General features: G+C 42.5%; 15 protein-coding genes. 9 read left to right on the top strand and 6 right to left on the bottom strand.

Annotation, left to right across the window (positions count from 1 at the left end):
* Positions 1-3 precede the first annotated feature (3 nt).
* From V7K85_RS12405 to V7K85_RS12395, 3 genes are all read left to right on the top strand, one after another.
* Entirely contained in the window at positions 4-3,276 is a 3,273-nt protein-coding gene (locus V7K85_RS12405; RefSeq protein ID WP_334813962.1) for a non-ribosomal peptide synthetase, read from the top strand.
* A 286-nt stretch (positions 3,277-3,562) separates the two neighbouring features.
* A complete protein-coding gene (locus tag V7K85_RS12400) occupies positions 3,563-3,862 on the top strand; it encodes a hypothetical protein (RefSeq protein ID WP_334813961.1) in 300 nt (99 codons plus the stop codon).
* Positions 3,863-3,871: 9 nt separating this feature from the next.
* Positions 3,872-5,068: a glycosyltransferase gene (locus V7K85_RS12395; RefSeq protein WP_334814019.1), complete on the top strand. Its 1,197-nt coding sequence runs from the start codon at positions 3,872-3,874 to the stop codon at positions 5,066-5,068.
* A 54-nt stretch (positions 5,069-5,122) separates the two neighbouring features.
* Here the strand turns inward: V7K85_RS12395 and V7K85_RS12390 are convergent, their stop codons facing one another.
* The gene (locus tag V7K85_RS12390) at positions 5,123-6,226 is read right to left on the bottom strand and encodes an alpha/beta fold hydrolase (RefSeq protein WP_334813960.1); all 1,104 of its coding nucleotides are present in this window, start codon (positions 6,224-6,226) and stop codon (positions 5,123-5,125) included.
* Between the two features lie 234 nt (positions 6,227-6,460).
* Here V7K85_RS12390 and V7K85_RS12385 point away from each other — a divergent pair, with 234 nt between their 5' ends.
* Together V7K85_RS12385 and V7K85_RS12380 are read left to right on the top strand one after the other, a co-directional pair.
* Positions 6,461-11,170: an amino acid adenylation domain-containing protein gene (locus V7K85_RS12385; protein WP_334813959.1), complete on the top strand. Its 4,710-nt coding sequence runs from the start codon at positions 6,461-6,463 to the stop codon at positions 11,168-11,170.
* 955 nt (positions 11,171-12,125) lie between these two features.
* Positions 12,126-13,067, top strand: a complete 942-nt coding sequence (locus V7K85_RS12380; RefSeq protein WP_334813958.1) for a WGxxGxxG-CTERM domain-containing protein — start codon at positions 12,126-12,128, stop codon at positions 13,065-13,067.
* Between the two features lie 487 nt (positions 13,068-13,554).
* Here V7K85_RS12380 and V7K85_RS12375 read toward each other — a convergent pair whose 3' ends face one another.
* Positions 13,555-15,615, bottom strand: coding sequence for a potassium channel family protein (locus V7K85_RS12375; protein ID WP_334813957.1), 2,061 nt, complete (start codon positions 15,613-15,615; stop codon positions 13,555-13,557).
* A 158-nt stretch (positions 15,616-15,773) separates the two neighbouring features.
* Positions 15,774-16,547: a glucosamine-6-phosphate deaminase gene (locus V7K85_RS12370; protein WP_334813956.1), complete on the bottom strand. Its 774-nt coding sequence runs from the start codon at positions 16,545-16,547 to the stop codon at positions 15,774-15,776.
* Positions 16,548-16,761: 214 nt separating this feature from the next.
* Between V7K85_RS12370 and V7K85_RS12365 the strand changes: the two genes are divergently transcribed.
* Complete coding sequence (locus V7K85_RS12365; RefSeq protein WP_334813955.1) at positions 16,762-17,448, top strand: HAD family hydrolase; 687 nt, start codon at positions 16,762-16,764, stop codon at positions 17,446-17,448.
* Between the two features lie 66 nt (positions 17,449-17,514).
* Here the strand turns inward: V7K85_RS12365 and V7K85_RS12360 are convergent, their stop codons facing one another.
* A complete protein-coding gene (locus V7K85_RS12360; protein ID WP_334813954.1) occupies positions 17,515-18,141 on the bottom strand; it encodes a PadR family transcriptional regulator in 627 nt (208 codons plus the stop codon).
* A 298-nt stretch (positions 18,142-18,439) separates the two neighbouring features.
* Positions 18,440-19,342, bottom strand: coding sequence for an alpha/beta hydrolase (locus V7K85_RS12355; protein ID WP_334813953.1), 903 nt, complete (start codon positions 19,340-19,342; stop codon positions 18,440-18,442).
* A 193-nt stretch (positions 19,343-19,535) separates the two neighbouring features.
* On the opposite strand from V7K85_RS12355, the gene V7K85_RS12350 reads away from it, so the two are divergent.
* The gene (locus V7K85_RS12350) at positions 19,536-19,994 is read left to right on the top strand and encodes a helix-turn-helix domain-containing protein (protein ID WP_334813952.1); all 459 of its coding nucleotides are present in this window, start codon (positions 19,536-19,538) and stop codon (positions 19,992-19,994) included.
* A gap of 85 nt (positions 19,995-20,079) precedes the next feature.
* Here V7K85_RS12350 and gatA read toward each other — a convergent pair whose 3' ends face one another.
* On the bottom strand, positions 20,080-21,540 hold the full coding sequence (gene gatA / locus V7K85_RS12345) for an Asp-tRNA(Asn)/Glu-tRNA(Gln) amidotransferase subunit GatA (protein WP_334813951.1): 1,461 nt from the start codon (positions 21,538-21,540) through the stop codon (positions 20,080-20,082).
* A 297-nt stretch (positions 21,541-21,837) separates the two neighbouring features.
* Here gatA and V7K85_RS12340 point away from each other — a divergent pair, with 297 nt between their 5' ends.
* Together V7K85_RS12340 and V7K85_RS12335 are read left to right on the top strand one after the other, a co-directional pair.
* Positions 21,838-21,978 carry a hypothetical protein gene (locus tag V7K85_RS12340; RefSeq protein WP_041565237.1) on the top strand — a complete coding sequence of 47 codons (141 nt, stop codon included), beginning with the start codon at positions 21,838-21,840 and terminating at the stop codon, positions 21,976-21,978.
* A gap of 175 nt (positions 21,979-22,153) precedes the next feature.
* On the top strand, positions 22,154-25,048 hold the full coding sequence (locus V7K85_RS12335; RefSeq protein ID WP_334813950.1) for a glycerol-3-phosphate acyltransferase: 2,895 nt from the start codon (positions 22,154-22,156) through the stop codon (positions 25,046-25,048).
* Positions 25,049-25,285: the final 237 nt, after the last annotated feature.

The raw sequence follows: 25,285 nt of genomic DNA, 5'->3' as shown, positions 1-25,285 counted from the left end.
AATATGTCTTTTGAAGAAGTCTTTGTCTTTCCAGCATCTTTTGCCCAACAGCGGCTATGGTTCCTCGACCAATTGATCCCCAGCAATGCTATCTACAATGTGCCGACAGTTATTCGCTTGACAGGTTCGCTTAAGTTAGCCGCACTAGAACAGACTTTTAACGAAATAGTGCGTCGCCACGAAACCTTACGCACCACTTTTATTGTGTTGGATGGGCAACCCCTACAGGCAATTGCACCTAGCTTAACAATACCTATTTCTGTATTAAACCTCCAGCAATTGCCAGCTGATCAACAAGAGGTTAAAGGAAAGTGCATTATTACCGCAGAGATAGAACATCCCTTTGATTTATCCTCCGGGCCATTGCTGCGAGTAATACTCCTTGTCCTTTCAGACACAGAACATATTCTATTATTGAATATGCATCACATTATCTGTGATGATTGGTCTATGGGGGTACTGATTCGGGAACTGGGAACGCTGTACGCAGCTTTTGCACAAAACCAGCCTTCCCCTCTATTAGAACTGCCTCTTCAGTACGCCGATTTTGCTCACTGGCAGCGCGAGTGGCTGCAAAAAGAAGTACTTCAAACCCAGTTAGCTTACTGGCGGGAGCAATTAAACGGTATTTCCATACTGCATCTGCCTACTGACAAACCAAGACCAGCTATACAAAGCTATCAAGGAGCAACACAATTTCTAGAGTTACCGCTTAAGCTAATTGATGCACTAGAAAAGCTGTCACAGCAAGAAGGTGTCACCCTATTTATGATACTGGTGGCAGCATTTAAAACGTTACTTTATCGCTATACACGCCAAGAAGATATCGCGCTAGGTTCGCCAATTGCTAACCGTAACCGCAGCGAAATTGAAGGAATAATTGGTTTTTTTGTCAATAGTTTGGTGCTACGTAGCAACTTATCTGAAAACCCAACTTTTCGAGAACTATTAGGCAGAGTACGGGAGGTAACGTTAGGAGCATACAGCCACCAAGATTTGCCGTTTGAAAAGTTAGTTGAAGAATTGCATCCAGAGCGGAACTTGAGCCACCATCCACTATTTCAAGTGGTGTTTGGTTTCCAGAATGCGCCAATGTCAGCACTAGAACTGCCTGGGTTAGTACCTAGCTTTATAAATATTGACTTGAAAAAAACACGTTTTGATTTGGAACTGCATCTATGGAAGTGTTCTGAGGATTTTAGGAGCTTATGGGGTGGAAACTGGGAGTCTTCTGAAGGTCTTCGAGGCGTAATGGTTTACAACATAGATTTGTTTGATAAAGCCACCATTAGCCGGATGCTGAAACATTTTAAAACTCTGTTGTCAGGCATTGTTGCAAATCCCGAACAAAGAATTGCAAATTTACCCTTATTAAGTGAAGTGGAGTTACATCAGATATTGGTGGAATGGAATAACACTCAAGCAGATTACCCTCAAGATAAGTGTATCCATCAATTGTTTGAAGAAAAGGTACAGCAGTATCCTGATTCTATAGCAATAAACTTTGCTAACGAGCAACTCACTTATCAAGAGTTAAATACTCGCAGTAATCAATTAGCACAACACTTACGAAAATTAGGAGTATGTTCAGAAGTTTTAGTCGGCATTTGTCTTTCACAGTCAATAGAAATGATCATTGGATTGTTGGGTATTCTTAAAGCAGGGGGAGCCTATGTTCCATTAGACCCCAGTTATCCTCAAGAGCGCCTAAATTTTATGCTTGAAGATGGCCAAGTTTCAGTATTACTGACACAAGAAAAATTGCTCAAGCATTTTGAAGGTTTCTCAAATAAAATTATTTCTCTAGATCAAGACTGCGAAATTATTACCCAAGAAAAGGAAGATAATCTCAAAAGCGATTTAAATAGTGATAATTTAGCCTATGTTATTTACACCTCTGGTTCTACAGGAAAACCCAAGGGAGTGGCTGTACCTCACAAAGCTATAAATCGGTTAGTGTGCAATACTAACTATATAAAATTATCACCATCCGATAAAATCGCCCAAGCCTCAAACACTTCCTTTGATGCAGCAACATTCGAGATTTGGGGAGCGCTACTTAACGGCGCTCAACTTGTGGGAATTAGTAAAGATGTAACCCTCTCGCCTCATGAATTTGGATTACAACTACGACAAAAAGGTATCAACGTTCTGTTTTTGACTACCGCCTTGTTTCAACAGATAGCCAGAGATGTTCCGCAAGCTTTTGCAACCTTGGAATATTTGCTTTTTGGTGGCGAAACCGTTGATCCGAGATGGATTAAAAAGATTCTCAAATCTGGTGCGCCAAAGCATTTAATTCATGTTTATGGGCCTACAGAAAATACAACATTTTCCTCTTATTACTGCGTAGAAGAGTTACCATCAGCCATATCTTTTCCTATTGGTCGTCCCATTACAAACACGCATATTTATATATTAGATACCCATTTACAACCTGTGCCTATTGGCGTTATGGGTGAATTATATATTGGTGGTGATGGATTGGCGCGAGAATATCTCAGTCGGACTGAATTAACTGCTAAATACTTTATTCCTCATCCTTTTAGCAATAAACCAAAAACACGTCTTTATAAAACGGGTGATTTAGCTCGCTATTTACCAGATGGCAATATTGAATTTTTAGGTCGCATTGACAATCAAGTAAAAATTCGTGGCTTCCGCATTGAGTTGTCAGAGATTGAAGCGGTGTTGAGTCAACATTTAGCAGTAAGAGAAACTGTTGTCATTGCTAGTGAGGACGTACCTGATGATCAGTACTTGGTGGCTTATATTGTTCCCAACCAGAAACAGATACCGACGCAAGACGTGCAAAGCTTTGCATCCTTACTCCGTCAATTTCTCAAAGAAAAGTTACCAGAATACATGGTGCCCAGAGCCTATGTCGTACTGAAATCTCTACCTTTAACACCTAATGGCAAAGTGGATCGCCGTGCTTTACCCACGCCTGATACAATTACTTTCAATAATCAAGATTATGTGGCACCGCGATCGCAAGTTGAAGAGTTACTTGCAGAAATTTGGGCTAAAGTCTTGGGAAAAGAGCAAGTAGGCGTTCACGACAATTTCTTTGAATTGGGCGGTCATTCTCTACTAGCGACTCAGCTAACTTCTCGCATCCGTGACACCTTCCAAATAGATTTGCCTGTACGCAATTTGTTTGAAACACCAACTGTTGAACAACTTGCTAGGTACATTGACACAATGTGTTGGGCAGCAAAAGCTATGGATAAGATTGAAACTACCGGAATTCCGCGAGAAGAAATCGAATTTTGAGAAACCCCTGAGTTAAAGATCACCATGCCATTTATGCCATCCGGTATATGTGCGCCAGCCGCAGTAGCGATTAACTTAAGCATTAGGAAAATGTGCGAATTGGCTAGGTTTAAGCTAAAGGAAACCAATAAAAGCCCTTTAACTTACTTCTTGATAGCATTTATGTATAGCCTCGCTGCCTGCGTTTTTCAGTCTTGGGAGTTTTTAACAAGCTCACTAAGCTTTTCTATTGCCGTCTTCAAGCAAAAATCTCTAGTAGAAATCAACCTGTATTAGGAAGTGGGCGATGCACATTGGATTTCTCAACCCTCAAGGCAATTTTGATTCAGGCAATAGTCACATAACGAAACACCCAGATTTTGGGGGTCAGCTGATTTATGTTAAGCAAGTCGCCATAGCCATAGCTCAAATGGGTCATAAAGTTGATATTCTCACCCGTCAAATCATTGACCGGGAGTGGCCAGAGTTTGCCCAAGCGATTGACACTTATCCAGGGGTCGATAATGTCCGCATTATCCGGTTACCAGTAGGGCCAAAAGAATTTCTGCCTAAAGAGTTTTTGTGGTCTCATCTGGTTACTGAGTAGGTACCGAACATCCTGAAATTTTATCAACAGCAGGGTGGCTTACCCGATGCAATGACTGCCCACTACGCCGATGGAGGACTATGTGGCGTTCTGATTGAAGAGGAGACAGTCATACCTTTTACCTTTACTGCTCATTCTCTGGGTGCCCAAAAGATGGACAAACTGGAAGTCACCTCAGAAAATCTCACAGAAATAGACGAGCAATTCCAGTTCAGATACCGCATCTTAGCCGAACGCCTGAGCATGAATCGCTCGGCCGTTAATATCACCAGTACACAACAGGAACGCTTTGAACAGTACTCTCATCGAGTCTATGATGGTGCAGTGGATGTAGACAACGACAACCGCTTTGCAGTGATTCCACCGGGAGCAGATTTCTCGATTTTCGGTGCAAAGGCACGTTCCGAAAACGAGGAGGCTACCGAAGAACTCATTCAGGAGCGATTGGCACGGGACATTCCAGAGCCACGTCGAAATTTGCCTGTCATCCTAGCATCCAGTCGATTAGAGCCTAAAAAAAACGTATTAGGGTTAGTGCAAGCCTTTGCAATGAGTTCAACACTTCAGGAACGAGCTAACTTGGTGCTACTTACAGGGGGGCTGGACGATCCTTTACGAGAGGAGGCTAGTGATGACATGACTGAAGAAGTATTAGCCCCCATTCGGGAGGTGGTCAAAGAAAACGACTTGTGGGGCAAGATCAGTGGATTTGGGTTATTAGATCAGTCTCAAGAGTCACTAGCAGCAGCCTATCGGTTTATGGTTAAACGCCGCTCGGTGTTCGCGCTGACCGCACTCTACGAACCCTTTGGGCTTGCTCCCTTAGAAGCGGCAGTAGCAGGTTTGCCAGTGGTAGCAACCAAGAACGGTGGCCCTAGCGAGAGTTTGCGACAGGGAAATAAGGAATATGGCGTACTCGTTGACCCAGAAGATCCTGCTGATATTGTCCGGGGCTTGGAGCGGTTGCTATGTGATGCTCACGAGTGGGAGTATTTTGCCCAAGCTGGTCAGCAACGGGTGCTGAAGATGTACACTTGGGAATCTACTGCTGAAAACTACCTGAGTTTGCTTGATTCGATTCTGTCTTCACCGGAAACCCACCCTCGCGCTGAACTTCTTCCCATCCATCCCTACTTCCGTAATCCAGAATCGCAGACCGATGTTTCTTTGGAAGAATTGAGCGAGCTTTACTTTGGAACTAATTAAAAGGTACTAAGTACATCTAGCCTTTAGATAAGCTTCAGGTAGCAATCCCAGTTATCAGCAGCCAGCACAAAACGTGCTGACTGCTTCGGCAAACTGTTGGTTTTGTTCCATCAATGCCATATGTCCACCTGGTTTGATGGTGACTCTTTCAGAATAAGGCAATTCTGCTTTCATGCGATCGCTCGCCACAGGTTTTGTCGCTATATCTGAAGCGCCGCAAACACCCAACACAGGTACGTTAATAGTTGCAAGTGTTTCTGTTTCATCGAATTTCAACATTGCCAGTGTGCCACGAGCCAGAACCCCAGGCGAACCCAATGCCGATAACAGACCTGCAAAACTTAGTTGACCCCGTGTTTCAGTACCCGTAAATCCAGATAGTTCTACGGTGATGTACAGCGAACCATTCAAATACGAGAGCCAAGTCATCAACCAAAAAATCGGCCACAGCACGATAGTCAGGTATAACACAGGTTCGAGTAGCGGTTTCTGCAATTTACGTACCAGACCGCTAAAAATACAAGTTTTTACCGGATTGGTGTAAGTAGTATCTACAAGAATTAAGCCAGCCACCCGACTCCCTAATTGCTCTGGAAACAGGCGACAGAATGTCAAGTTAATCATCCCACCCATGCTGTGCCCTACCAAGATAACAGGTTTATCTCCTGCTATGGCAACAACAGCTTCTAAATCACGGGCATATTTTTCTATAGAGTGATCGTTGTTTTTCGGTTTGGAGGATTTTCCTAACCCTGGTAGATCCCAAACAATTACTCGGAAGCGATCGCTCAGTTGTCGTTTGGCATAATACCATACAGTACTGTTTGGCCCCCAACCGTGTGACAAGATAATTGGTTGACCATCCTCAGGGCCAAAAAACTCTACTTGCAGTACGCTCCCATCTGGACGTGGCAAGCGCTGCACGGTTTTGCTACGCATAAACTTGGGTTCCTCGGCTCCAGGACGGCGCAGCAGTGGCAAACTGATAAAACGACCACCAAAAGACCACAGAAACATTACTAGTCCAGCTACTAAGTAGGACGTTCCTACAAGTTCTCCTTCGTACCACTCATAGAGAATGTAGATCCCCCCGCTAAGTATTCCAACAGACAGCAGTTGAAACAGCCATACCCATACAAGTAGAAAATTATGAGGCATGAATATCATGAGCCTAAACCTTGTGATACTTTGTTAACTGCTTTTAGCTTCATACCATAATTAAAATCATCCAACTTTCACTCCCAAGAATGATTTATACAGTATTGTGAGTGTGATAAAAATGCTGGGTTAGTTGATAAACAGTGTACAGTGGCAAAAATAATTATTAACAAACAATATTCCTTCTGCCTCCTGCTTTTTATTAAATAACAACTGTTCCAAAGGGGTGTAATTTTGAATACAGTTGATTTATTATCTTATCTTCGCAGCTTAGATATTCAAGTTTTTATTTCGGATAAAAAGTTTCGCTGTAACGCGCCTGAAGGAACTCTTACAGCAGAGCTACGTGCAGAAATTCAAGAGCGTAAAACAGAAATTATTGAATTTTTAGAAGCAATTAATCGTACTAATAACCACAGCTTTAGACCTCTGGTGCCTATTTCGCGATCAGGAAATCTTCCCCTCTCCTTTGCTCAACAACGGTTGTGGTTTCTTGACCAATTAATACCTAATAATCCTTTTTATAATATTCCAGTAGCACTACATTTAACAGGTTCGCTAGATAAAGCCGCGCTAGAGCAAACTTTTAACGAAATTGTGCGACGACACGAAACTTTACGCACCACCTTTGTTATGCAGTCAGGGCAACCAGTTCAGGTAATTAATCCGACGCTAACTATTACTTTACCAATAATAGATTTACGGCAACTCCCACAAGCCGAACGAGAAATACAAGCACGACAACTTACTACCCAAGAAGCTCAACGTCCTTTCAATTTATCAACTGATTCGTTGCTGCAAGTAAAACTGCTGTGGTTGGATGAGACAGAATACATCCTGCTGCTGAATATGCACCACATTGTCTCTGATGGTTGGTCTATTGGGGTGTTGATTCAAGAGATAGCAGCACTTTACACAGCCTTTGCTAGCAATCAGCCTTCTCCTCTAGCGAAACTTCCAATCCAATATGCAGACTTTGCATACTGGCAACGCCAATGGTTGCAAGGGGAAGTATTAGAAAAGCAACTCGGTTATTGGCAGAAGCAATTAGACGGCGTTTCTATGCTAAATCTGCCAACCGACAGACCAAGACTACCTGCTCAAACTTACCAGGGTGCAAGGCAACCTCTGCAATTATCAAAAAGTTTGAGCAAAGCACTTTTAGCTCTCGGACAGCAAGAAGGGGTAACTTTGTTTATAACCCTACTAGCAGCATTCCAAGTTTTTCTTTACCGCTACACACAACAAGAAGATATTGCTATCGGTTCACCTATTGCCAATCGCAACCGCAGTGAAATTGAGGGATTAATTGGTTTTTTTATCAATAGCTTAGTACTGCGTACTCAACTAAGTGGAAATCCAACTTTTAGGGAATTATTGAGTCAAGTCAAAGAGGTAGCTTTCGGGGCCTATGCTCATCAAGATTTGCCTTTTGAAAAACTCGTAGAGGAACTGCATCCAGAGCGTAATTTGAATCAAAATCCGCTATTTCAAGTGGTTTTTGCGTTACAAAATGTGCCAATGTCAGCCTTAGAGTTACCTAGTTTGACTTTAAGTCCGCTACCATTTGAAACGGAAACAACGCGCTTTGATTTGGAGTTCCACTTGTGGGAGCCAAATACTCAAAATGGGTTATGGGCAGATAGCTCAGAGGGAATTAGTGGTTTTGTAATTTACAGCACTGATTTATTTGATGACGCTACTATCACCAGGATGTTAGGACACTTCCAAACATTACTGGAAGGTATAGTTGCAAATCCAGAACATCGAATTGCACAATTACCACTTTTAAGCGAATCTGAGCTAGATGATTTATTAGTTGAATGGAATAATACTCAGTTATATTATCCTCAAGATAAGTGTATCCATCAGTTATTTGAGAGCGTTGCAGAGCAGAATCCTGATGCGATCGCACTAATATTTGGCGATGAGCAACTTAGCTACAAAGAGTTAAATATACGCAGCAATAAACTTGCACATTATCTAAAAAAATTAGGAGTTGAAGCCGAAGTTTTAGTAGGACTTTGTGTAGAACGCTCTTTTAATATGGTAATCGGAATGTTAGGCATTCTGAAAGCGGGCGGAGCTTATGTACCTTTAGATCCAAGCTATCCATCTGAACGTTTAAACTTTATGCTTGAAGACGCTAAAATTTCAGTTTTATTAACTCAAGATAAATGGATCAAACGTCTGGGGAATCAGAATTCACAGGTAATTGCTTTAGATAATGATTGGGAAATTATCGCTCAAGAACTTGAAGATAATCTTACTAGCCAAGTTAAACTAGATACCCTCGCTTATGTCATTTATACCTCTGGCTCAACTGGAAGACCTAAAGGAGTGAAAATTGAACATAGAGGATTGTTAAATCTAGTTTTTTGGCATCAAAAAGCATTTACAGTTTCACCCCTTGACCGAGCAACACAGATTTCCGGAGTTGGCTTTGACGCTTATGGGTGGGAAATTTGGCCCTATCTTAGTGCTGGAGCTAGCATTTATTTTGTAGATGATGAAATCAGGCAAATACCTGAACATTTACGAGATTGGCTAATATCGAAAGCGATAACAATTTCCTTTCTACCAACTCCTATAGTAGAGAAAATTCTCTTATTAGATTTTGCTAATGACGCAGCTTTACGAATATTACTTACAGGTGGCGACAGACTAAATCAATATCCTTTAGTTGACCATCCTTTCCAGTTAGTTAACAATTACGGGCCTACTGAGAACACAGTTGTGACAACTTCTGGACATATTTCTGTTAAGAATAAAGATAATTTAGCATCCGTAATTGGTCGTGCGATCGCCAATACACAAGTTTACATACTAGATAAATATTTACAACCTGTACCCATTGGCGTTTCGGGAGAGTTATACATAAGTGGTGATGGATTAGCACGAGGTTATTTAAACCGTCCTGACTTAACTGCTGAATGCTTTATTTATCATTCTTTTACTAATGACTTCAAAGCACAACTTTATAAAACAGGTGATTTAGTTCGCTATCGAGTAGATGGCAACATTGAATTTTTAGGTCGCCTCGACGAGCAAGTAAAAATTCGCGGCTACCGCATTGAGTTGGGAGAAATTGAAGCGGTACTGAGTCAGTATCCAGCAGTGCAGCAAACTGTAGTAATAATTCATGAGGATAAAGGAGAAAAGCGCCTAGTAGCTTATGTAGTACCAAAAACCCAATACAGCAGCGAACAGGAGAATATGCAATTAATGCAATTGCAGAATGAGCAAGTTTTGCAATGGCAAATGCTTTATAATGAAACTTATAATCAACCTGCTGATTCCGATCCAAAATTGAATATTGTCGGCTGGAATAGTAGTTATACAAATCAGCCTATTCCAGCAGAGCAAATGCGTGAGTGGGTGAATAACCAAGTCGAGCATATTTTGGCTTTGCAACCCAAACGAGTGTTAGAAATTGGTTGTGGAACAGGTTTGATTCTGTTTAGGATTGCACCTGACTGTACAAAATATTGGGCAACAGACTTTTCCTCAGTTTCACTTAACTACATTCAGCAGCAGTTACAAAAGCAGGAAATGCCGCAGGTAACGCTGTATCAGCAAATGGCTACTGACTTCGAGAAAGTAGAAACAGCAGCTTTTGATGCAGTAATTCTGAACTCGGTTGTACAATATTTTCCTACTATTGATTATCTGATTCGTGTATTAGAAGGTGCTGTGCAGGCAACTGCTCCGGGTGGCTTTATCTTCATAGGAGATGTGCGTAGTTTGCCACTCTTGCAAGCTTTCCATGCGTCAGTGCAACTGTATCAAGCTGAACCTTCCCTTACCCGCTTCGAGTTGCAGCAACGGGTAGAAATGCAAATGTTTCAAGAAACAGAGTTAGTCATTGACCCAGCTTTTTTTACTGCAATCAAGCAACACTTTCCGCAGATTAATCATGTACAAATTCAATTGATGCGGGGTAAGCATCACAATGAGTTAACTGAATTTCGTTACAATGTGATTCTTCATATTAATAGCGAAACTCTTAAGAATACGGAAAATTATTCAGTGCTGAACTGGTCCCAAGAGAATCTAACAGTCTCAGCAGTGCGTCAGTTATTAATTGAGAATCAACCAGAAATATTAAGCATTATTAATATACCTAATGCGCGGGTAATGTCAGCAGTTAAAACAGCAGAATTGCTATCAGATGTAGAAGGTTTTAAAACTGTAGGTCAAATACGTAAAGCTTTGCAAGAACTCGAAAATTTCGTAGTAGATCCAGAAGATTTATATGCGCTAAATATACCTTATAGGGTTGATATTACCTGGTCAATTTCAAGTATTGAAGGACATTATGATGTGGTTTTTGTACGGCAAGATGGAGTAGGTAAGAAAACTATTTTTCCACATAGCACGACTCCCTTTCGTCCTTGGCAATCTTATGCCAATAATCCCCTACAAGCCAAAGCAGCGCGTAAATTAGTGCCGCAGTTACAGACTTATGTAGCACAAAAACTGCCTGAGTACATGATCCCATCAGCTTTTGTAGTATTGGAGTCTTTACCTCTAACAGCTAATGGTAAAGTTAATCGTCGTGCCTTAAGAGCATTTTATGATCCAATCAAGCTCCAATTGCCTAAAAATTACATCGCACCTCGGACTCCTGTTGAACAAATGCTGGTGAAAATTTTTGCTGAGGTTTTGGGACTTAAGCACGTAGGAATTTATGACAATTTCTTTGAATTAGGCGGTCATTCATTACTGGCAACTCAGCTTGTCTCTAGAGTGCGCGACGCCTTATGTGTGGAGTTACCTTTGCGTAGCGTATTTGAAGCATCGACAATTGCACAACTATCTAAAGTGGTGGAAAGCTTTAAAGAAAGCAATACTGAAAGTCAAGCCCCAGTTTTAGTACCACTATCGCGTGAAAGTCGGCGGATTAAGTTATCTTCCTTAAACGAACAGAGCAAGGGGCATTAGTAGTATATGAAAAAATTTCGACAACAGAATTTTAAATATTGCAAATCGGATAATTTATATGGAAGATGGTTATCTCGTCAAAGAAGTTTCGTGATATACCAAATGGATGAGAACTAAACGCCTGTATATTCTAAATATATCCTTGGGAATACCATTTTAGTTTAATGTTGCGATAAATAGCCATCACAGAAGCACAGGGGAACAATTTGTATCAGTCATTAACAGGACTTACGCCAGAACTCTCTGAAACTCTTATTGCTCTGCGTCCTTTGCGTCCTTTGCGGTTCGTTTTATCATGATTTTGCGTAAGTCCTGATTAAGTCAAATGAGATAACAAACTAACTGACAATCAAAATATTCCTTAAGTCTAAACTAAGACACACCTGGAGTATGAAGTTATAAGTTCTCAGGTGAAATATGATTGTAGAGTATTCTTAATACAGTCTCAAACGCTGGCAGCATCTGGCTGCTTTAAATTTAGAGTTTATTTATCATTATCTTCACGTTCAGAAACTAACTGAAATGCCAAATTCATTCCTGCGATATAAGTGGTTTTACTCTTATGGTAGAAGTCAGACAAAAAACTAGCAGTTATTCTTAACGATGATGACAAAATAATTGACAATAGAGTAATTAAAAATTAATTATGAGCGCAAGGAAATGTAATATTGAAAGTTAAAAAATATTCTTATTCCTTGTGTGTTGTGAATAAGCGAATTTTGCCGTTTGTTCATAATCATGGATTAGTAATTACTCCTTATAAATTACTTTGAGTCTGACGAAGAGTCAGTTGTTGTGGGAGCTTCAAATGCTTTCAATTATTCCAAAAAAAACTAGGTGAAAGACTCCTCAATCTATCCTGTAAAAATTTACCTAATTTAGCAGTAGATTGAGTAGACAAAATCGGTTTTGAAAATCAACCACAGAAATCTAGAACATAAAAGGAACCATAATCATGAAGTCTTTTGATTTATCTAAAGCTGTTTTGGCTACTGTCTTTGCCATCAGTTTCGTTTCTATGTCTTTGCCTCCTTCTGTTTCTGCCCAAGGCTCCGGCTCGGGCGGTTCCGGCTCAGGCAGTTCCGGCTCAGGCAGTTCCGGCTCGGGCGGTTCCGGCTCAGGCAGTTCCGGCTCCAGTAGTGGCACTAGCTCAGGTACTGGAACTACAGGCACTGGCACTACAGGTACTGGAACAGGCACTGGCACTACAGGCACTGGCACTACAGGTACTGGTACAGGTACTGGCACTACAGGTACTGGTACAGGTACTGGCACTACAGGTACTGGTACAGGTACTGGCACTACAGGTACTGGAACAGGCACTGGCACTACAGGTACTGGAACAGGTACTGGCACTACAGGTACTGGAATAGGTACTGGCACTACAGGTACTGGAACAGGTGCTGGCACTACAGGTACTGGAACAGGGGGTACTGGAATAACGGGCGGTGGAACAACAGGTACTGATTCCACAGGGGGTGGAACAACGGGCAGTGGAACAACGGGCACTGATTCCACAGGCAGTGGAACTACAGGCAGTGGAACAACGGGCACTGATTCCACAGGCAGTGGAACTACAGGCAGTGGAACAGGCACTGATTCCACAGGCAGTGGAACTACAGGCAGTGGAACAGGCACTGATTCCACAGGCAGTGGCACTACAGGCAGTGGAACAGGCACTGATTCCACAGGCACTGGCACTACAGGCACTGACACTACAGGCACTAACAGGAATACAGGCGTCGTAACTTCCGAAGGAACTCGCGATCGCGGTTTCGATTGGGGTTGGCTAGGTTTACTTGGTCTAGCTGGTTTAGCAGGTCTGGTTCGTAATCGCGATAATAAAGTCCGGGCTTATAGCGATCCTAATGATGTAACAGGTTCTCGTCCTAAATAATATTCACCACACTCGGTGTACAGCCGTCGTTTATGTTAACTTCAGGACAAAGCTAGTTCAGAAGAGGCTTTGAAACATTACCTCGTTAAAAGCCTCTGGCTATTACAGAGGTTTTCAATTAGAATAGACCACACACGTAGAGGCACAATATAGCGGTTCTCGTACCCTGGGCGAAGCCCTCCGGGTTCAGCAGTCGCTCATGGGGGAAACCCCCAAGATCGCGCTGCTTCACCGCTATGCGTCTATGGATGCAACACACGATGGAGGCACAGTACAGTATTGCTGTGTCCCTACGAATGGTCTGTATTCCATGCAATTGAAAACCGCTATATATTGATAGAGATTATTTTCAAAGTTTTGGTTTAAGAGTACTCCAAGTAAAAAAATGCCCAATTGTCGTTGTGAATAGAGAGTACTCCTTTGGAGGAAGTTTTGATCGCAATGACGGGTTTCGGATCATTTATTTTTTGGAACACTCTAAGGTAATTTAGTTATTTGATGGTTGCCCAATGAAAATTACATTTGCCAAAACTTGTAGTTTTGTTAACTCGCGCACAAGATGTTGAGCTTGATGTTTATAAAGTGATATTGGCAACACCATAGGCAAATTATTCATCCATTGCCTAGCAGTAATGGAACTACATCCCGTAATCAAAACTATTTCTTCAGCGCCATAGATAATAGCATTTGTAGTTAGAGCTTTTTGAATCTGCACCTGCCAAAGGCGAGGCAGCATTTCACCCCATTCAATTCGCTGCAAACTACTGCTTGTGGCTAAAACAATCAAGCGATCGCCAGCATAAAGCTTAACATCATACCAGGGCATCAAGGAGTAATTGTCTCGCTGATATTTCTGGTAGAGAATCGGCACAACACTGTAGCCATAGGCTATTTCAGATAGAAGCAACCCATTCAGGGTATCGCCATCTTCAATCTTGTATTCTGTCACCATGACTATTTGCTCGCTCAAGTGAAACAAGCTCAGAACATTTTCTCCAAAGGCAGCACAAGCAAAGACTTCTGCCGACAAAGCCGCGCCACACAGAACTTGGGCATAGGGAAACAGAGGGGCTACATTATCACTAAATTGGCGGTCTTGAGAACGGATAATCAAGTTAGTGGCGGGATTCATTGCATGAGCCATCAAACCAATTTCCAGATTTTCCATGTTATCGTCTCCAACTAAAACGATGCTTTTGGCATGGGAGAGATTCACTTTAGTTAGTGCTTCGCTAGCATTGCCAACGATAAGGGGCATATCGGGTAAAGTGTCTTGGTCGAGAGTCGTAGTATGAATTCCTACTAACGGCTGGTTGAGTTCTTGCAAAAGAGCAGCCACTCTCTGTCCCAAACGATTTAAGCCAATAATTACCACATGATTGCGTTGTGGTATGGGAGGACGGGAATTGAAAAACTGGAATCTTGAAGTGACAAGAGCATCAGTCAGCAGTGCATATAATACTCCTACGAAAGCTTGACCTGTCAACGTCAGTCCCAGGCTAAACAACCGCAACCACCAAGGCATATGGTCTGAGGGTTGGGATTGCGATCTAAACTCAACACCGCCAAATAAATCTCCGTATCCTCCCAAGAGCAAGACTGCTGTTGCATACAAAGCTTCTTGCAGGGTGATGTCAGGATAATACAAGCGGTAAAGAACTATTCCAACGAACCACAGCATGAGTACGGTAATCGCATAAATTGTTGCAATTCGCCGAATTTGATTTTGGCTTTGGTAGTAAGATTGCCAAAATTGTACTATTTTCTGTTTAAGATTCTTCGCTGTGATGCCTTGGACAAACTCTTGCCACTGCCAACTTTGGTGATGAGATTTATTTCTATATTGCTCAGATAAAGCTAGTTCGTATGCAACATCAATGTAAACGAGTGTGTCTCCTACTTGCACTTCTGCTTCTGGGTTCCATCCAAATAATTCTTTAAGGGGATCAGATGAAACTGTTGTGTGACTCAAGATACGGCGAGTTGTGAGATTGAGTCTATGTACTGGCTTGCCATTGCACCAGCTATCCTTCGCTTGTACCTGATGCTTGATTACTTGCAATAGTTGCTCTTCTAAGGTGGAATAGCCAATTGCTTCAGATCCGAGAGATGCTAAAGCAAAGGCATGAGCTGAGAGATGGGTAGGCTCAAAGGCAACAAAATTGCCTAAGTTTTCGTACAAAAGTTTGTTAAAATTTTGTTTGTCAGAACGTACAATCAGGCGAACATGCGGATTAAGACGCCGTGCTGCAAACGCAGCTTCTATATTTATCCGCTCATTTCTGGTCACTAAAAGTATTGAACGACACTGCGCTATACCTGCTTGCTCTAAAACACTTGGTTGGCGGCAGTCTCCGATGATTAACTTTTCTAGTAAACTTGGTACTTCTGGGACTTCCCAATGTTCGCGCTGCACATCGTCAATGGCGCTGACTTTAACATCGTATTCCTTTAGGACTGCAACACAATGTTGCCCTAAACTTTGGAGTCCGCATACTAAGAATAGGTCTTGGGGTTTTTTTTGATTGCTGGTAGGAGGGGGATGCACTTTCTGTTGATGGCAGCATTCAATACTGCTAACAGTATGTGTTTGCTAGGATTATAACTTACCGTTCGTGTAATCGCTTGAATTGGGTATGGGGCATTGGGAATTAGGGATTAGAGATTAAGATTAAAGTAATTATTTTCCCAGTCCGCAGTCCCTCTTCACGACAGCAAAGTAGCAGAATTGACATCCAAAAATAACGTTGCTTGAGATTGTTGGCGGAGAATAGAAGCCGGACAATCTGTACTTATAGACCCTTGCAACATCTCTTTAACCACATTCGCTTTACGTTTTTCTGGAGCCAGACAGATAATTTTTTTAGCTGAACAAATCGTCGAGATGGTGACAGTAAAAGCATATTGTGGGACAGTTTCTAGATTCGGAAAGTGACCTGTGCTTACTTGTTGCTGACGGTTCACTGTATCCAGTTTCACTAGTTTCACACTGTAAGGATCTTGAAAATTTGCTACTGCTGGATCGTTAAAAGCCAAATGTCCATTTTCGCCAACACCAAGACAGCATAAGTCAATTGGTTGTGCTTGCAATAATTTAGTGTAGCGATCGCACTCTGCCAGTGGTTGCAATGTATCACCTTCTATATAGTGAAATTCCTTAGGAACAACCCGCTTCTCTACACGTTCTCGCATATAGCGCCGGAAACTGGCAGAATGGTCAGCAGTAATTCCCAAATATTCATCTAGATGGAACAGAATAATCCGTGACCAATCTACACTACCCAATGCAATCAAAGCATCGAGAAATTTGAGTTGGGAGTTACCTGTTGCTAACAATACAGCGGCTGTATCCTGTTGCTTGAGAACTTGCTGTAAATGCTTTTGCGCGATTTCGGCAACATCTTGGGCCATTTCGACTTCAGAGTTGTAAATCTGCACTAGTAAATCATCAACGCGAAAAAAGTTTGTAGCGGCTAGCATTTGCTTACACAGAAGATTATCAATTATGCGGCAGTTACTTGAGAGGCTGTATGTGTCTGCCTTTACATGCTTTATCCAGTATAGGTTTGAGGATTTAGCAGATTAATTTGTGACTTTTTGCCCTGTATTGACCAAAGAACAATCACTCAGAGGAAAAAAACAATGTAAACTATTTAAATTAAGTTAACAATTATTTACATTTTACCTAAAAATCATGCTGGCTGCAATTCTCTTTGACCTAGACGGCACTATTGTCAACACTGACCCTATACACTACCGAGCTTGGCAGGAAATGCTGTTAAATTACAGCATTGAAATTGACGAAACATTTTATAAATCCCAAATTAGTGGGCGGTTAAATCCAGAAATTGTCAAAGACATTCTGCCACAATTATCAGTAGCAGAAGGGCAAAAATTTGCAGACGAAAAAGAGGCGCTTTTCCGCAAACTCGCCCCCCATCTCAAACCGCTGAGTGGATTTTCTGAACTACTAGCATGGACAGATACACATCAGTTAAAACGGGCATTAGTAACTAATGCTCCTAGATTAAATGCAGAATTTATGCTAGAAGTTTTGGGAATCAAAGAAGCTTTTCATACAATTGTTTTAGCGGATGATTGTATTGCAGGTAAACCCGACCCTGCGCCCTACCTAGCTGCGCTGAATAAGTTGGGGATTACAGCAGAAGAAGCGATCGCCTTAGAAGACTCTCCCTCTGGGATTTGGGCGGCGGTGAGCGCAGGTATCCGCACTATTGGCATTGCCTCCACCCACGATCCCCAACTTTTGCAGGAAGTCGGCGCATTTATGGCAATTCCAGATTTTACTGATTTGCAGTTGTGGACATTCCTGAACTCACTCATCGAGCCAGATTTAAGTGCGATCGCTTCTAATGTTTGAGCGCAAAATTTAGAACTTTCAGAGTAGAGACACCTTAAAAGCGAAAGTGTAATTTTCTGTCTCTACTCATTTTTCAGCAAGAATCGCGTAAATTTCCCGTTTAATTTGCTCTAAAAGCTCACGCACCCGATTTATTCGCTCCATATTGCCACTGCGAGCAACCTGCACCACAACAGCAGCTAATTCTGTTGCGGCATTCCGCAACTCAATAAACTCTTGGGGCTTACCTTTCACGAAACTTTTGAAGGTATCCCAAGGAGAGTCGGAAGTTTCCTGTTGGGAACGTTCTGCCAATAATTGTCTACCCTCATCGGTGATCGTGTAAATCCGCTTGCCACCTTCCTGTGCGCTCTTGAGATAGCCACCTTCCTCTAATAACTGGAGTGTTGGATACACTGAGCCAGGACTGAGGCGACGGAAACCACCGTAACGAGTTTCCATCTCTTTAATCAGGTCGTAACCATGACTAGGATGCTCGGATAACAATTCCAGCAGGATGAACTTGATGTCACCCCGACGAGTTCGATGTTCATCTCCCCAACCACGACCAAACATTTCATTGCCGAAGTGTTTGTCATGATCTCTACCATGATGCTTGCCATGCCCAAACCAAGACCTAACAAGCAATGAATCATCTTCACTAACTCCTGCCCATGCAGGTGCCCCAAAGCGTGACCGAAAGTGTCTAAACATAAATGAATCTCACATCAACTTTCTCTACTATACGATATATCGGAATATATCGCGATATATCGGAATAGAATTTTGATGAAGATTTTTGAAGTAAGCAATTGTACCAACACCATAAGCCATGCCTGCGGCGGGCTGCACCAACGCAAGGGACTTCCAAATAAAAAAATAATCAATCGTTTTGGTAAGTAGGGGGAGCTGGTGTTGCAGGGGGAGAAGAAATCGGATGTCGTATTGGATTACAGGAATTGAGTAATTTAATTTTTGGAAGTCCCCAAAGCTAGTTGAAGCTGATGAATGCTCAGGAATTCAAATAGCTACTAGCTTGCACTTGTTGCACAAAAGACTCTACCCATTGCAAATATTGCAAACCAGCAACTACTGCTGTGTCGTTATGATCTGCTCCTGGAACCAACAATAGTTGCTTTGGTTCGGGAGCAACGGCATACAGTTTTTGGCTCATGAAAGAGGGTACAGTCGAATCAGCAGCGCCATGAATGAATAAAACTGGCATTTTTAAGTTTGGCAATTTTTTAATGGAATCAAACCGCTGTGTCAAGATTAAATCCACAGGAAACATCCAAAACATGTTTCGATAAGTTATTAAATCGCGGATGGAGGTAAAAGAGCTTTCCACGATTAAACCAGCGGCTTGTGGGTGTTTTACTGCCAAATCGATAGCTATTGCACCCCCTAGAGAATGTCCATAAAGAAAAATTCGGCTGGGTGGAATCTCTTGTTGCTGCACCAAGTAATTCCAAGCTGTGACTGCATCTTCATAAACCCGCTTTTCGTTGGGAAACATACCCTCACTGCGACCATAACCCCGATAATCAATCAGCAATACCGAAAACCCTAGCTGATGAAACCGATTAGCATGAGCTATGTTTGCGCCAATATTGATACCGTTACCGTGTAAGTATAGTAATACCTTAGCATTGGGTTGCTTGGCTTCTATCCACCAACCGTGAATGTGTTCTACCTTAGCTGTTTTAACTCCTACAGGTAACCAAACCTCGTCGTCAGGGAGATTAAAAAACTCTGGTGTCTTTTCAATCACAGCAGAGGGAAAGAAAATGAATCGAGGTTGCTCAATAAAAAGAAATAGACAGATGGCACAGTAGGCGATCGCTGCAATTATCCCAGCCCAGAGTAGCAGTTGAAAAAATACTTGTATTATAAATTGCAGTTTATTAACTTTCATGCCTGATTTATAGAATTATAAAGTATAGATTGTAACTACATGTTATTTAATTTGTGTCGCTTGAGCATTTAAAAATGCAGGATTAAGCCATTATCAAAAAAATTTATCCTAAAAACAAATATTCAGTAAATTTACGTATGCACATTCAAGTCTTCTCAATGAATAGTAGAATTAGCCCATACAGGAGAAGACTGTGACGCTCTTAAACGAAGCTCAAGTAGAGCAGCTAAAGGAAATAACTACACACTTGCGACAAGTAAGACAAGAAAAATCCATCCGCATAGAAGAAATAGCCTCTCAAACACTGATTCGAGCAGGTATTTTGCAAGCTTTAGAAGAAGAACGATTTGAAGAATTGCCTGAGCCTATTTTTGTTCAAGGATTCATCCGTCGCTATGGAGATGCTTTAGGACTGGATGGAAATGCTTTATCACATACTCTTATAAGCAATGTAGTCCACCATGACTCCAATAATGATCATAAGGATTCAGACAACAAACCAAATACATACATACCTGTTGTTGTTACCTACATTCTATTATTAGTAGCTGCATCTGCTGGTCTTTTATATACACTTAATCCACCACAAATTAGATCTGAATCCCTGACTCCAAAAGTCAGTGGTGAACAGTCAATGGTCAATAATCAGTGAACAGTAATCAGGCTGATAAATGGGCAGTTCTTGAGCAGGGGGAGCAGGGGAAAAATAACCAATTCCCAATGCCTAATAACAATTTTCAAGATATTTGCGGTTTACGCAGATGCCAAGAAGTGGATTGCTCATAAGCGTAAGCTACCTGAAATAGTTGGTCTTCTCGCAGCACATTGCCAATTAGCTGTAATCCTATCGGTAGCCCCAGATCATCAAAACCACATGGCAAACTTAAACTAGGTAAACCAGCAAGATTCACAGGAATAGTCATCAAGTCAGTTAAATACATACTCAAGGGGTCAGTAGTTTTTTCCCCTGCTTTGAATGCTGTAGTGGGAGATGTGGGACAAACTAACACATCAACCGCGCCAAAAGCCCTTTCAAAGTCTTGCTTAATCAGTGTGCGGACTTTTTGTGCTTTCAGATAGTAGGCGTCGTAATAACCAGCCGAAAGTGCGTAAGTGCCGATCATAATCCGACGTTTGACTTCTGTACCAAAACCAGTGGCACGGGTACGAGTGTACATCGATAGCAGATTATCCGCATCAGGAGCGCGGTAACCATATTTAACACCATCGTAACGAGCCAGGTTTGCTGACGCTTCTGATGGGGCGATGATGTAATAGGTGGGTAAGCCATAGCGAAAGCGGGGACAGGAAATTATCTGAATCTCCGCTCCCAAACCTTGTAGTTCATCTACTGCTTTGGTAATAGCTTGTTCCACTACAGAGTCTAAACCTTCACCAAAAGTTTCTTGAATGACACCAATTTTTAGCTGGCCTCTAGGTTTGAAGTCTGGTTTTAAGCTGGCGGCGTAGTTAGGAATAGCAACTTTCAGGCTGGTAGAGTCTTTGGGATCGTGACCTGCGATCGCACTTAATAATATTGCCGCATCTTCTACTGAGTTTGCAAATGGGCCAATTTGATCTAAAGACGAAGCATAAGCCACCAAACCATAACGGGAAACCAAACCATAAGTCGGTTTCATGCCCACCACACCGCAGAAAGATGCAGGTTGGCGAATCGAACCGCCAGTATCAGAACCGAGAGCAACCACACATTCTTGGGCGGCCACAGCTGCTGCCGAACCCCCCGAAGAACCACCCGGAACCCGTGACAAATCCCAAGGATTAGCCGTGACTTGGTAGGCAGAATTTTCTGTAGAACTACCCATCGCAAACTCATCCAAGTTGGTTTTGCCAACCATTACCGCCCCAACATCTGCCAATTTTTGCGTCACCGTTGATTCATAAGGCGGCACGAAATTTTCCAAAATCCGGGAGGCGCAGGTGGTAGGAATTCCCTTAGTACATAAGTTGTCTTTAATCCCAATCGGAATGCCTGCTAGCAGCCCAATTTCTTCTCCCGCAGCAATTTTGGCATCCACAGCACCCGCCTGCTCTAATGCCCGTTCTGCGGTGACACATAAAAAGCTGTGCAATTTCGGCTCTAAGGCTTGAATGCGCTCTAAAGCTTCTTGGGTAATTTCAACGGCAGAACGTTCTTTTTTAACTAATTGTTGGTGCAACTCGCGGATGGATGCCATGATTGCTCTCTTTGTGACTGAAGTCCTTGATTTTAGTACATATTGACCAAGATTGGGTATGGGGCATTGGGCAATAATCAATAGTTCTTCTTCCCCTGCTCCTCACTTCCCAGTCCCCACTCCCAATCATTGTAAAAATAAGATTAATACCTCTAAAGAAATAAGTAATTATGGTGATGGAAATATTGTCAAGCTTAAACAAAATAATATTAGGAATTTAACATCATCCGCAAATAGAAGGACTACAATCAAAACGGACAAATATCTCATGCTCCAACAAAAGAGGATTACAAAGCTGTGTCCGACTTAAATCGAGGAATTATGAAATTTGAGGGTGCAGATTCCCCAAAAGTAGTCACTATCTCTACCGTGTTGCTTCTGGGATCGATCGCTGCTCTGATCATCTGGGCGCTGCAAGCTGCCTATGCGCTAAACTAAAACCATTAGTAGTCTAGAAGGACACTGGCAAAAACGGTTTCCGTCGTAGCCAAGTGTCCATTAAGTAACTAGTAAATAAAAACGCCCTATTAACCATCAAAAATTTCAGAAAAACTTTAGATTTGAGATTTGAGGTTTTAGATGGAAAATTTAAATCTAAAATCCAAAATCCAGAATGTTTGAACCTTGGGGTGTCTTAGTTATTTTAATTGCCTGCCCCCTCTTGGGCGGATTACCCCTGATTGCATGGATTACTTACGCGCTAACGCGCAAGCAATTATCACAAGTTGGTACAGGAAACATTAGTGTATCAGCTGCCTTTTATCACGGCGGTAGGTTTGTAGGAATTCTGGCAGTTTTGTCAGAAGCTTTTAAAGGAGTTGCAGCAGTCTTACTCACCCGCGTTTTCTTCCCAGAGGGATCGTCTTGGGAATTGATTGCGCTGATCGCTCTGGTAATAGGTAGATACTGGATAGGCAGAGGGGCAGGTACGACAAATGTTGTCTGGGGATTTGTCGTACATGATCCACTGGTGGCAATATTCGTATCTTTTTTTGCAGTTATTAGCTTTACAATTCTGCAATCAAGACGGGTAGTCAAATTTGGGGTTTTGCTTCTCTTTCCTCTGTTTGTGGCACTTCTCCACATTAGCGATATCCCCAGAATCTTTGCTGCTGTTGCCTTAGCTGGTTTAATGGGCTGGATTTACAAAAAAATTCCTGATGATATAAACCTGCCAGCCCAAGAGGCACAAACAGAATCGCAAGCGATGTTGGAATTTTTACGCGGCGATCGCGTGATGGTTTCTCTAGATGAAGAGTTGGATGCTGCCATCGTCGGAGAAAAGGCGGCTACATTATCCCAAATTAAGCGCTGGGGCTATCCAGTCCCAAAGGGGTGGGTACTTGCCCCAATCGACAATCCGGAAATGTTGACAGAATTTCTCCAGCCCTCAGAATTATCTCCCTTGGTGGTGCGTTCTTCTGCCATTGGAGAAGACTCAGAACAGGCTTCCGCTGCTGGGCAGTATGAAACAGTTTCAAATGTTACCAGCCCACAGGCATTGCAGTCAGCGATCGCCCAAGTTCAAGCTTCCTACAATCAGCCATCTGCCGTGCAATATCGGCGCGATCGCGGCTTAAATGACACAGCAATGGCTGTGCTGATTCAACAACAAGTCCAGAGTGTATATTCTGGCGTCGCTTTCAGCCGTGATCCCATTACTCAGCAAGGTGATGCGATCATGATTGAAGCCCTTTCAGGAAGCCCGACGCAAGTCGTTTCGGGAAAAGTCACACCAGAACAATATCGCGCTTTTGTCCTTGAAACAGAAAATTCTTCCTCTGTGCAATTAGAGGGTCAAGGACGAGTCCCACAAGCACTTATTAAACAAGTTGCATATTTAGCCTACCGAATCGAAAAACGCTATCATGGCACTCCTCAAGATATAGAGTGGAGTTATGACGGTCAAACACTCTGGGTATTGCAATCTCGACCGATTACCACTCTGCTGCCCATGTGGACACGCAAAATCGCCGCCGAAGTAATTCCCGGAGTAATTCACCCCTTAACATGGTCAATTAATCGTCCCTTAACTTGTGGAGTTTGGGGAGAACTTTTTACTTTAGTTTTGGGCGAACGCGCCTTGGGGTTAGATTTCAGCGAAACAGCAACTCTTCACTATTCCAGAGCCTATTTTAATGCATCCCTCTTGGGGAATATTTTTATCCGCATGGGACTACCATCGGAAAGTCTGGAATTTTTAACCAGAGGAGCTAAATTAAGTAAGCCGTCTTGGGAGTCAACCTGGAAAAATTTGCCAGGACTAGGGAAGTTACTAAGGCGGGAATTAAGTTTAGAAAAAGACTTCAAGCGGGATTATCACAAACGGTTCATTCCTGGGTTGTCGCAATTGGCGCAGTCAGATATAGATAACTTTGAACCATCCAAGCTGTTGGTAAGAATTGACTTTACCCTAGAGTTGCTGCGTCAAGGGACGTATTACAGCATTTTAGCTCCCTTGAGCGCTGCCCTCCGTCAGGGGATTTTTCGGGTGAAGGATGGGCAAATTGATAACAGCGTCACCCCAGAGGTGGCGGCATTGCGATCGCTGAGTGCTTTAGCTACAGATGCCAAGGAAGTATTGCTTGAGTTTGAGCCACAGCAGGTGTTTGAGCAGTTGAAACAAACTCCCCAAGGACAGAAGATCCTCCGAGAATTTGACGAATTGCTTCAGGATTACGGCTATCTAAGTGAAGTGGGAACTGATATTTCCGTTTCCACTTGGCGGGAGAATCCCCAGATGATTAAGCAGATGTTTGTGCAGTTAATGCAGGGTAACGAACCACAATCAGGCGCTAAAGACGCGATTAATAGCATCTTTGATGGCAAGCGCAAACGCTCTTTTGTGCAACGGCGTGTGGATATCAAAGGACGAGTTACCGAAGTTTATTCGCGGCTTTTGGCTGAATTGCGTTGGAGTTTTGTCGCTTTAGAGAAGATTTGGCTAAAGTCTAGCTTACTCAAGAAAACAGGAGATATCTTTTTTCTCAACTTTGATGAAGTGCGGCGTCTAGTTGTGGGTGGAGATTCCAGGTTAATTGAGCAGTTGGATAAGTTAGTGGAATTGAGGCGATCGCAATTTCTGCAAGATAGCCAGATAATTCAAGTACCTCTGTTAGTCTATGGCAATACACCCCCTCATCCTTTAGCTCCCTCTGCACTCTATTCTGACCAAATTTTACAAGGTATTGGAGCCAGTCACGGGCAAGCTGAAGGTAAGGTGAAGGTGTTGCGAAATTTACAAGACTTGCCAGAGATTGACCGAGATACGATTCTGGTAGTACCTTACACAGATTCCGGCTGGGCACCTTTGTTATTAAGGGCTGGAGGATTAATTGCCGAAGTTGGTGGACGGCTTTCTCACGGTGCGATCGTTGCTCGTGAATATGGGATTCCCGCAGTGATGGATGTTCGAGGCGCTACATGGCTCCTGCAAGATGGTCAACGAGTAAGGATTGATGGGTCTAGGGGTATTGTGGAATTATCTAACGATTTAAGACCCGAATGATTACCACTTCTCGCCAACAGTAGATTCTTCTATTGGGGTTGCGTCTGTTTTCTTGATCAGGAGCTTTTCAGTTTTTTTTGATGATTCGGCGCATATCCATGAGAAGTTTAGGCAAAGATAGAGGTTAGGATCTCTTAAGATATAGCAAATTTGTAGAGAAATCCAAGACATTTTGCCGTTTGTCTGAGTGTGGATTGCTTCTTGGCGACGGGAGTGAAGCGCGATGCCGTCATGCAA

The sequence above is a fragment of the Nostoc sp. genome, from assembly GCF_036917615.1.
In the GTDB taxonomy this organism is placed as follows: Bacteria; Cyanobacteriota; Cyanobacteriia; order Cyanobacteriales; family Nostocaceae; genus Nostoc.
This window is presented reverse-complemented; position numbering and strand designations above follow the sequence as displayed.

Bases quoted from the DNA above. Each gene is read 5' to 3' on its own strand.
- V7K85_RS12405 (WP_334813962.1), top strand. From the start codon at position 4: ATGTCTTTTGAAGAAGTCTTTGTCTTTCCAGCATCTTTTGCCCAACAG.
- V7K85_RS12400 (WP_334813961.1), top strand. From the start codon at position 3,563: ATGCACATTGGATTTCTCAACCCTCAAGGCAATTTTGATTCAGGCAAT.
- V7K85_RS12390 (WP_334813960.1), bottom strand. From the start codon at position 6,226: ATGCCTCATAATTTTCTACTTGTATGGGTATGGCTGTTTCAACTGCTG.
- V7K85_RS12380 (WP_334813958.1), top strand. From the start codon at position 12,126: ATGAAGTCTTTTGATTTATCTAAAGCTGTTTTGGCTACTGTCTTTGCC.
- V7K85_RS12370 (WP_334813956.1), bottom strand. From the start codon at position 16,547: ATGCTAGCCGCTACAAACTTTTTTCGCGTTGATGATTTACTAGTGCAG.
- V7K85_RS12365 (WP_334813955.1), top strand. From the start codon at position 16,762: ATGCTGGCTGCAATTCTCTTTGACCTAGACGGCACTATTGTCAACACT.
- V7K85_RS12360 (WP_334813954.1), bottom strand. From the start codon at position 18,141: ATGTTTAGACACTTTCGGTCACGCTTTGGGGCACCTGCATGGGCAGGA.
- V7K85_RS12355 (WP_334813953.1), bottom strand. From the start codon at position 19,342: ATGAAAGTTAATAAACTGCAATTTATAATACAAGTATTTTTTCAACTG.
- gatA (WP_334813951.1), bottom strand. From the start codon at position 21,540: ATGGCATCCATCCGCGAGTTGCACCAACAATTAGTTAAAAAAGAACGT.
- V7K85_RS12335 (WP_334813950.1), top strand. From the start codon at position 22,154: ATGTTTGAACCTTGGGGTGTCTTAGTTATTTTAATTGCCTGCCCCCTC.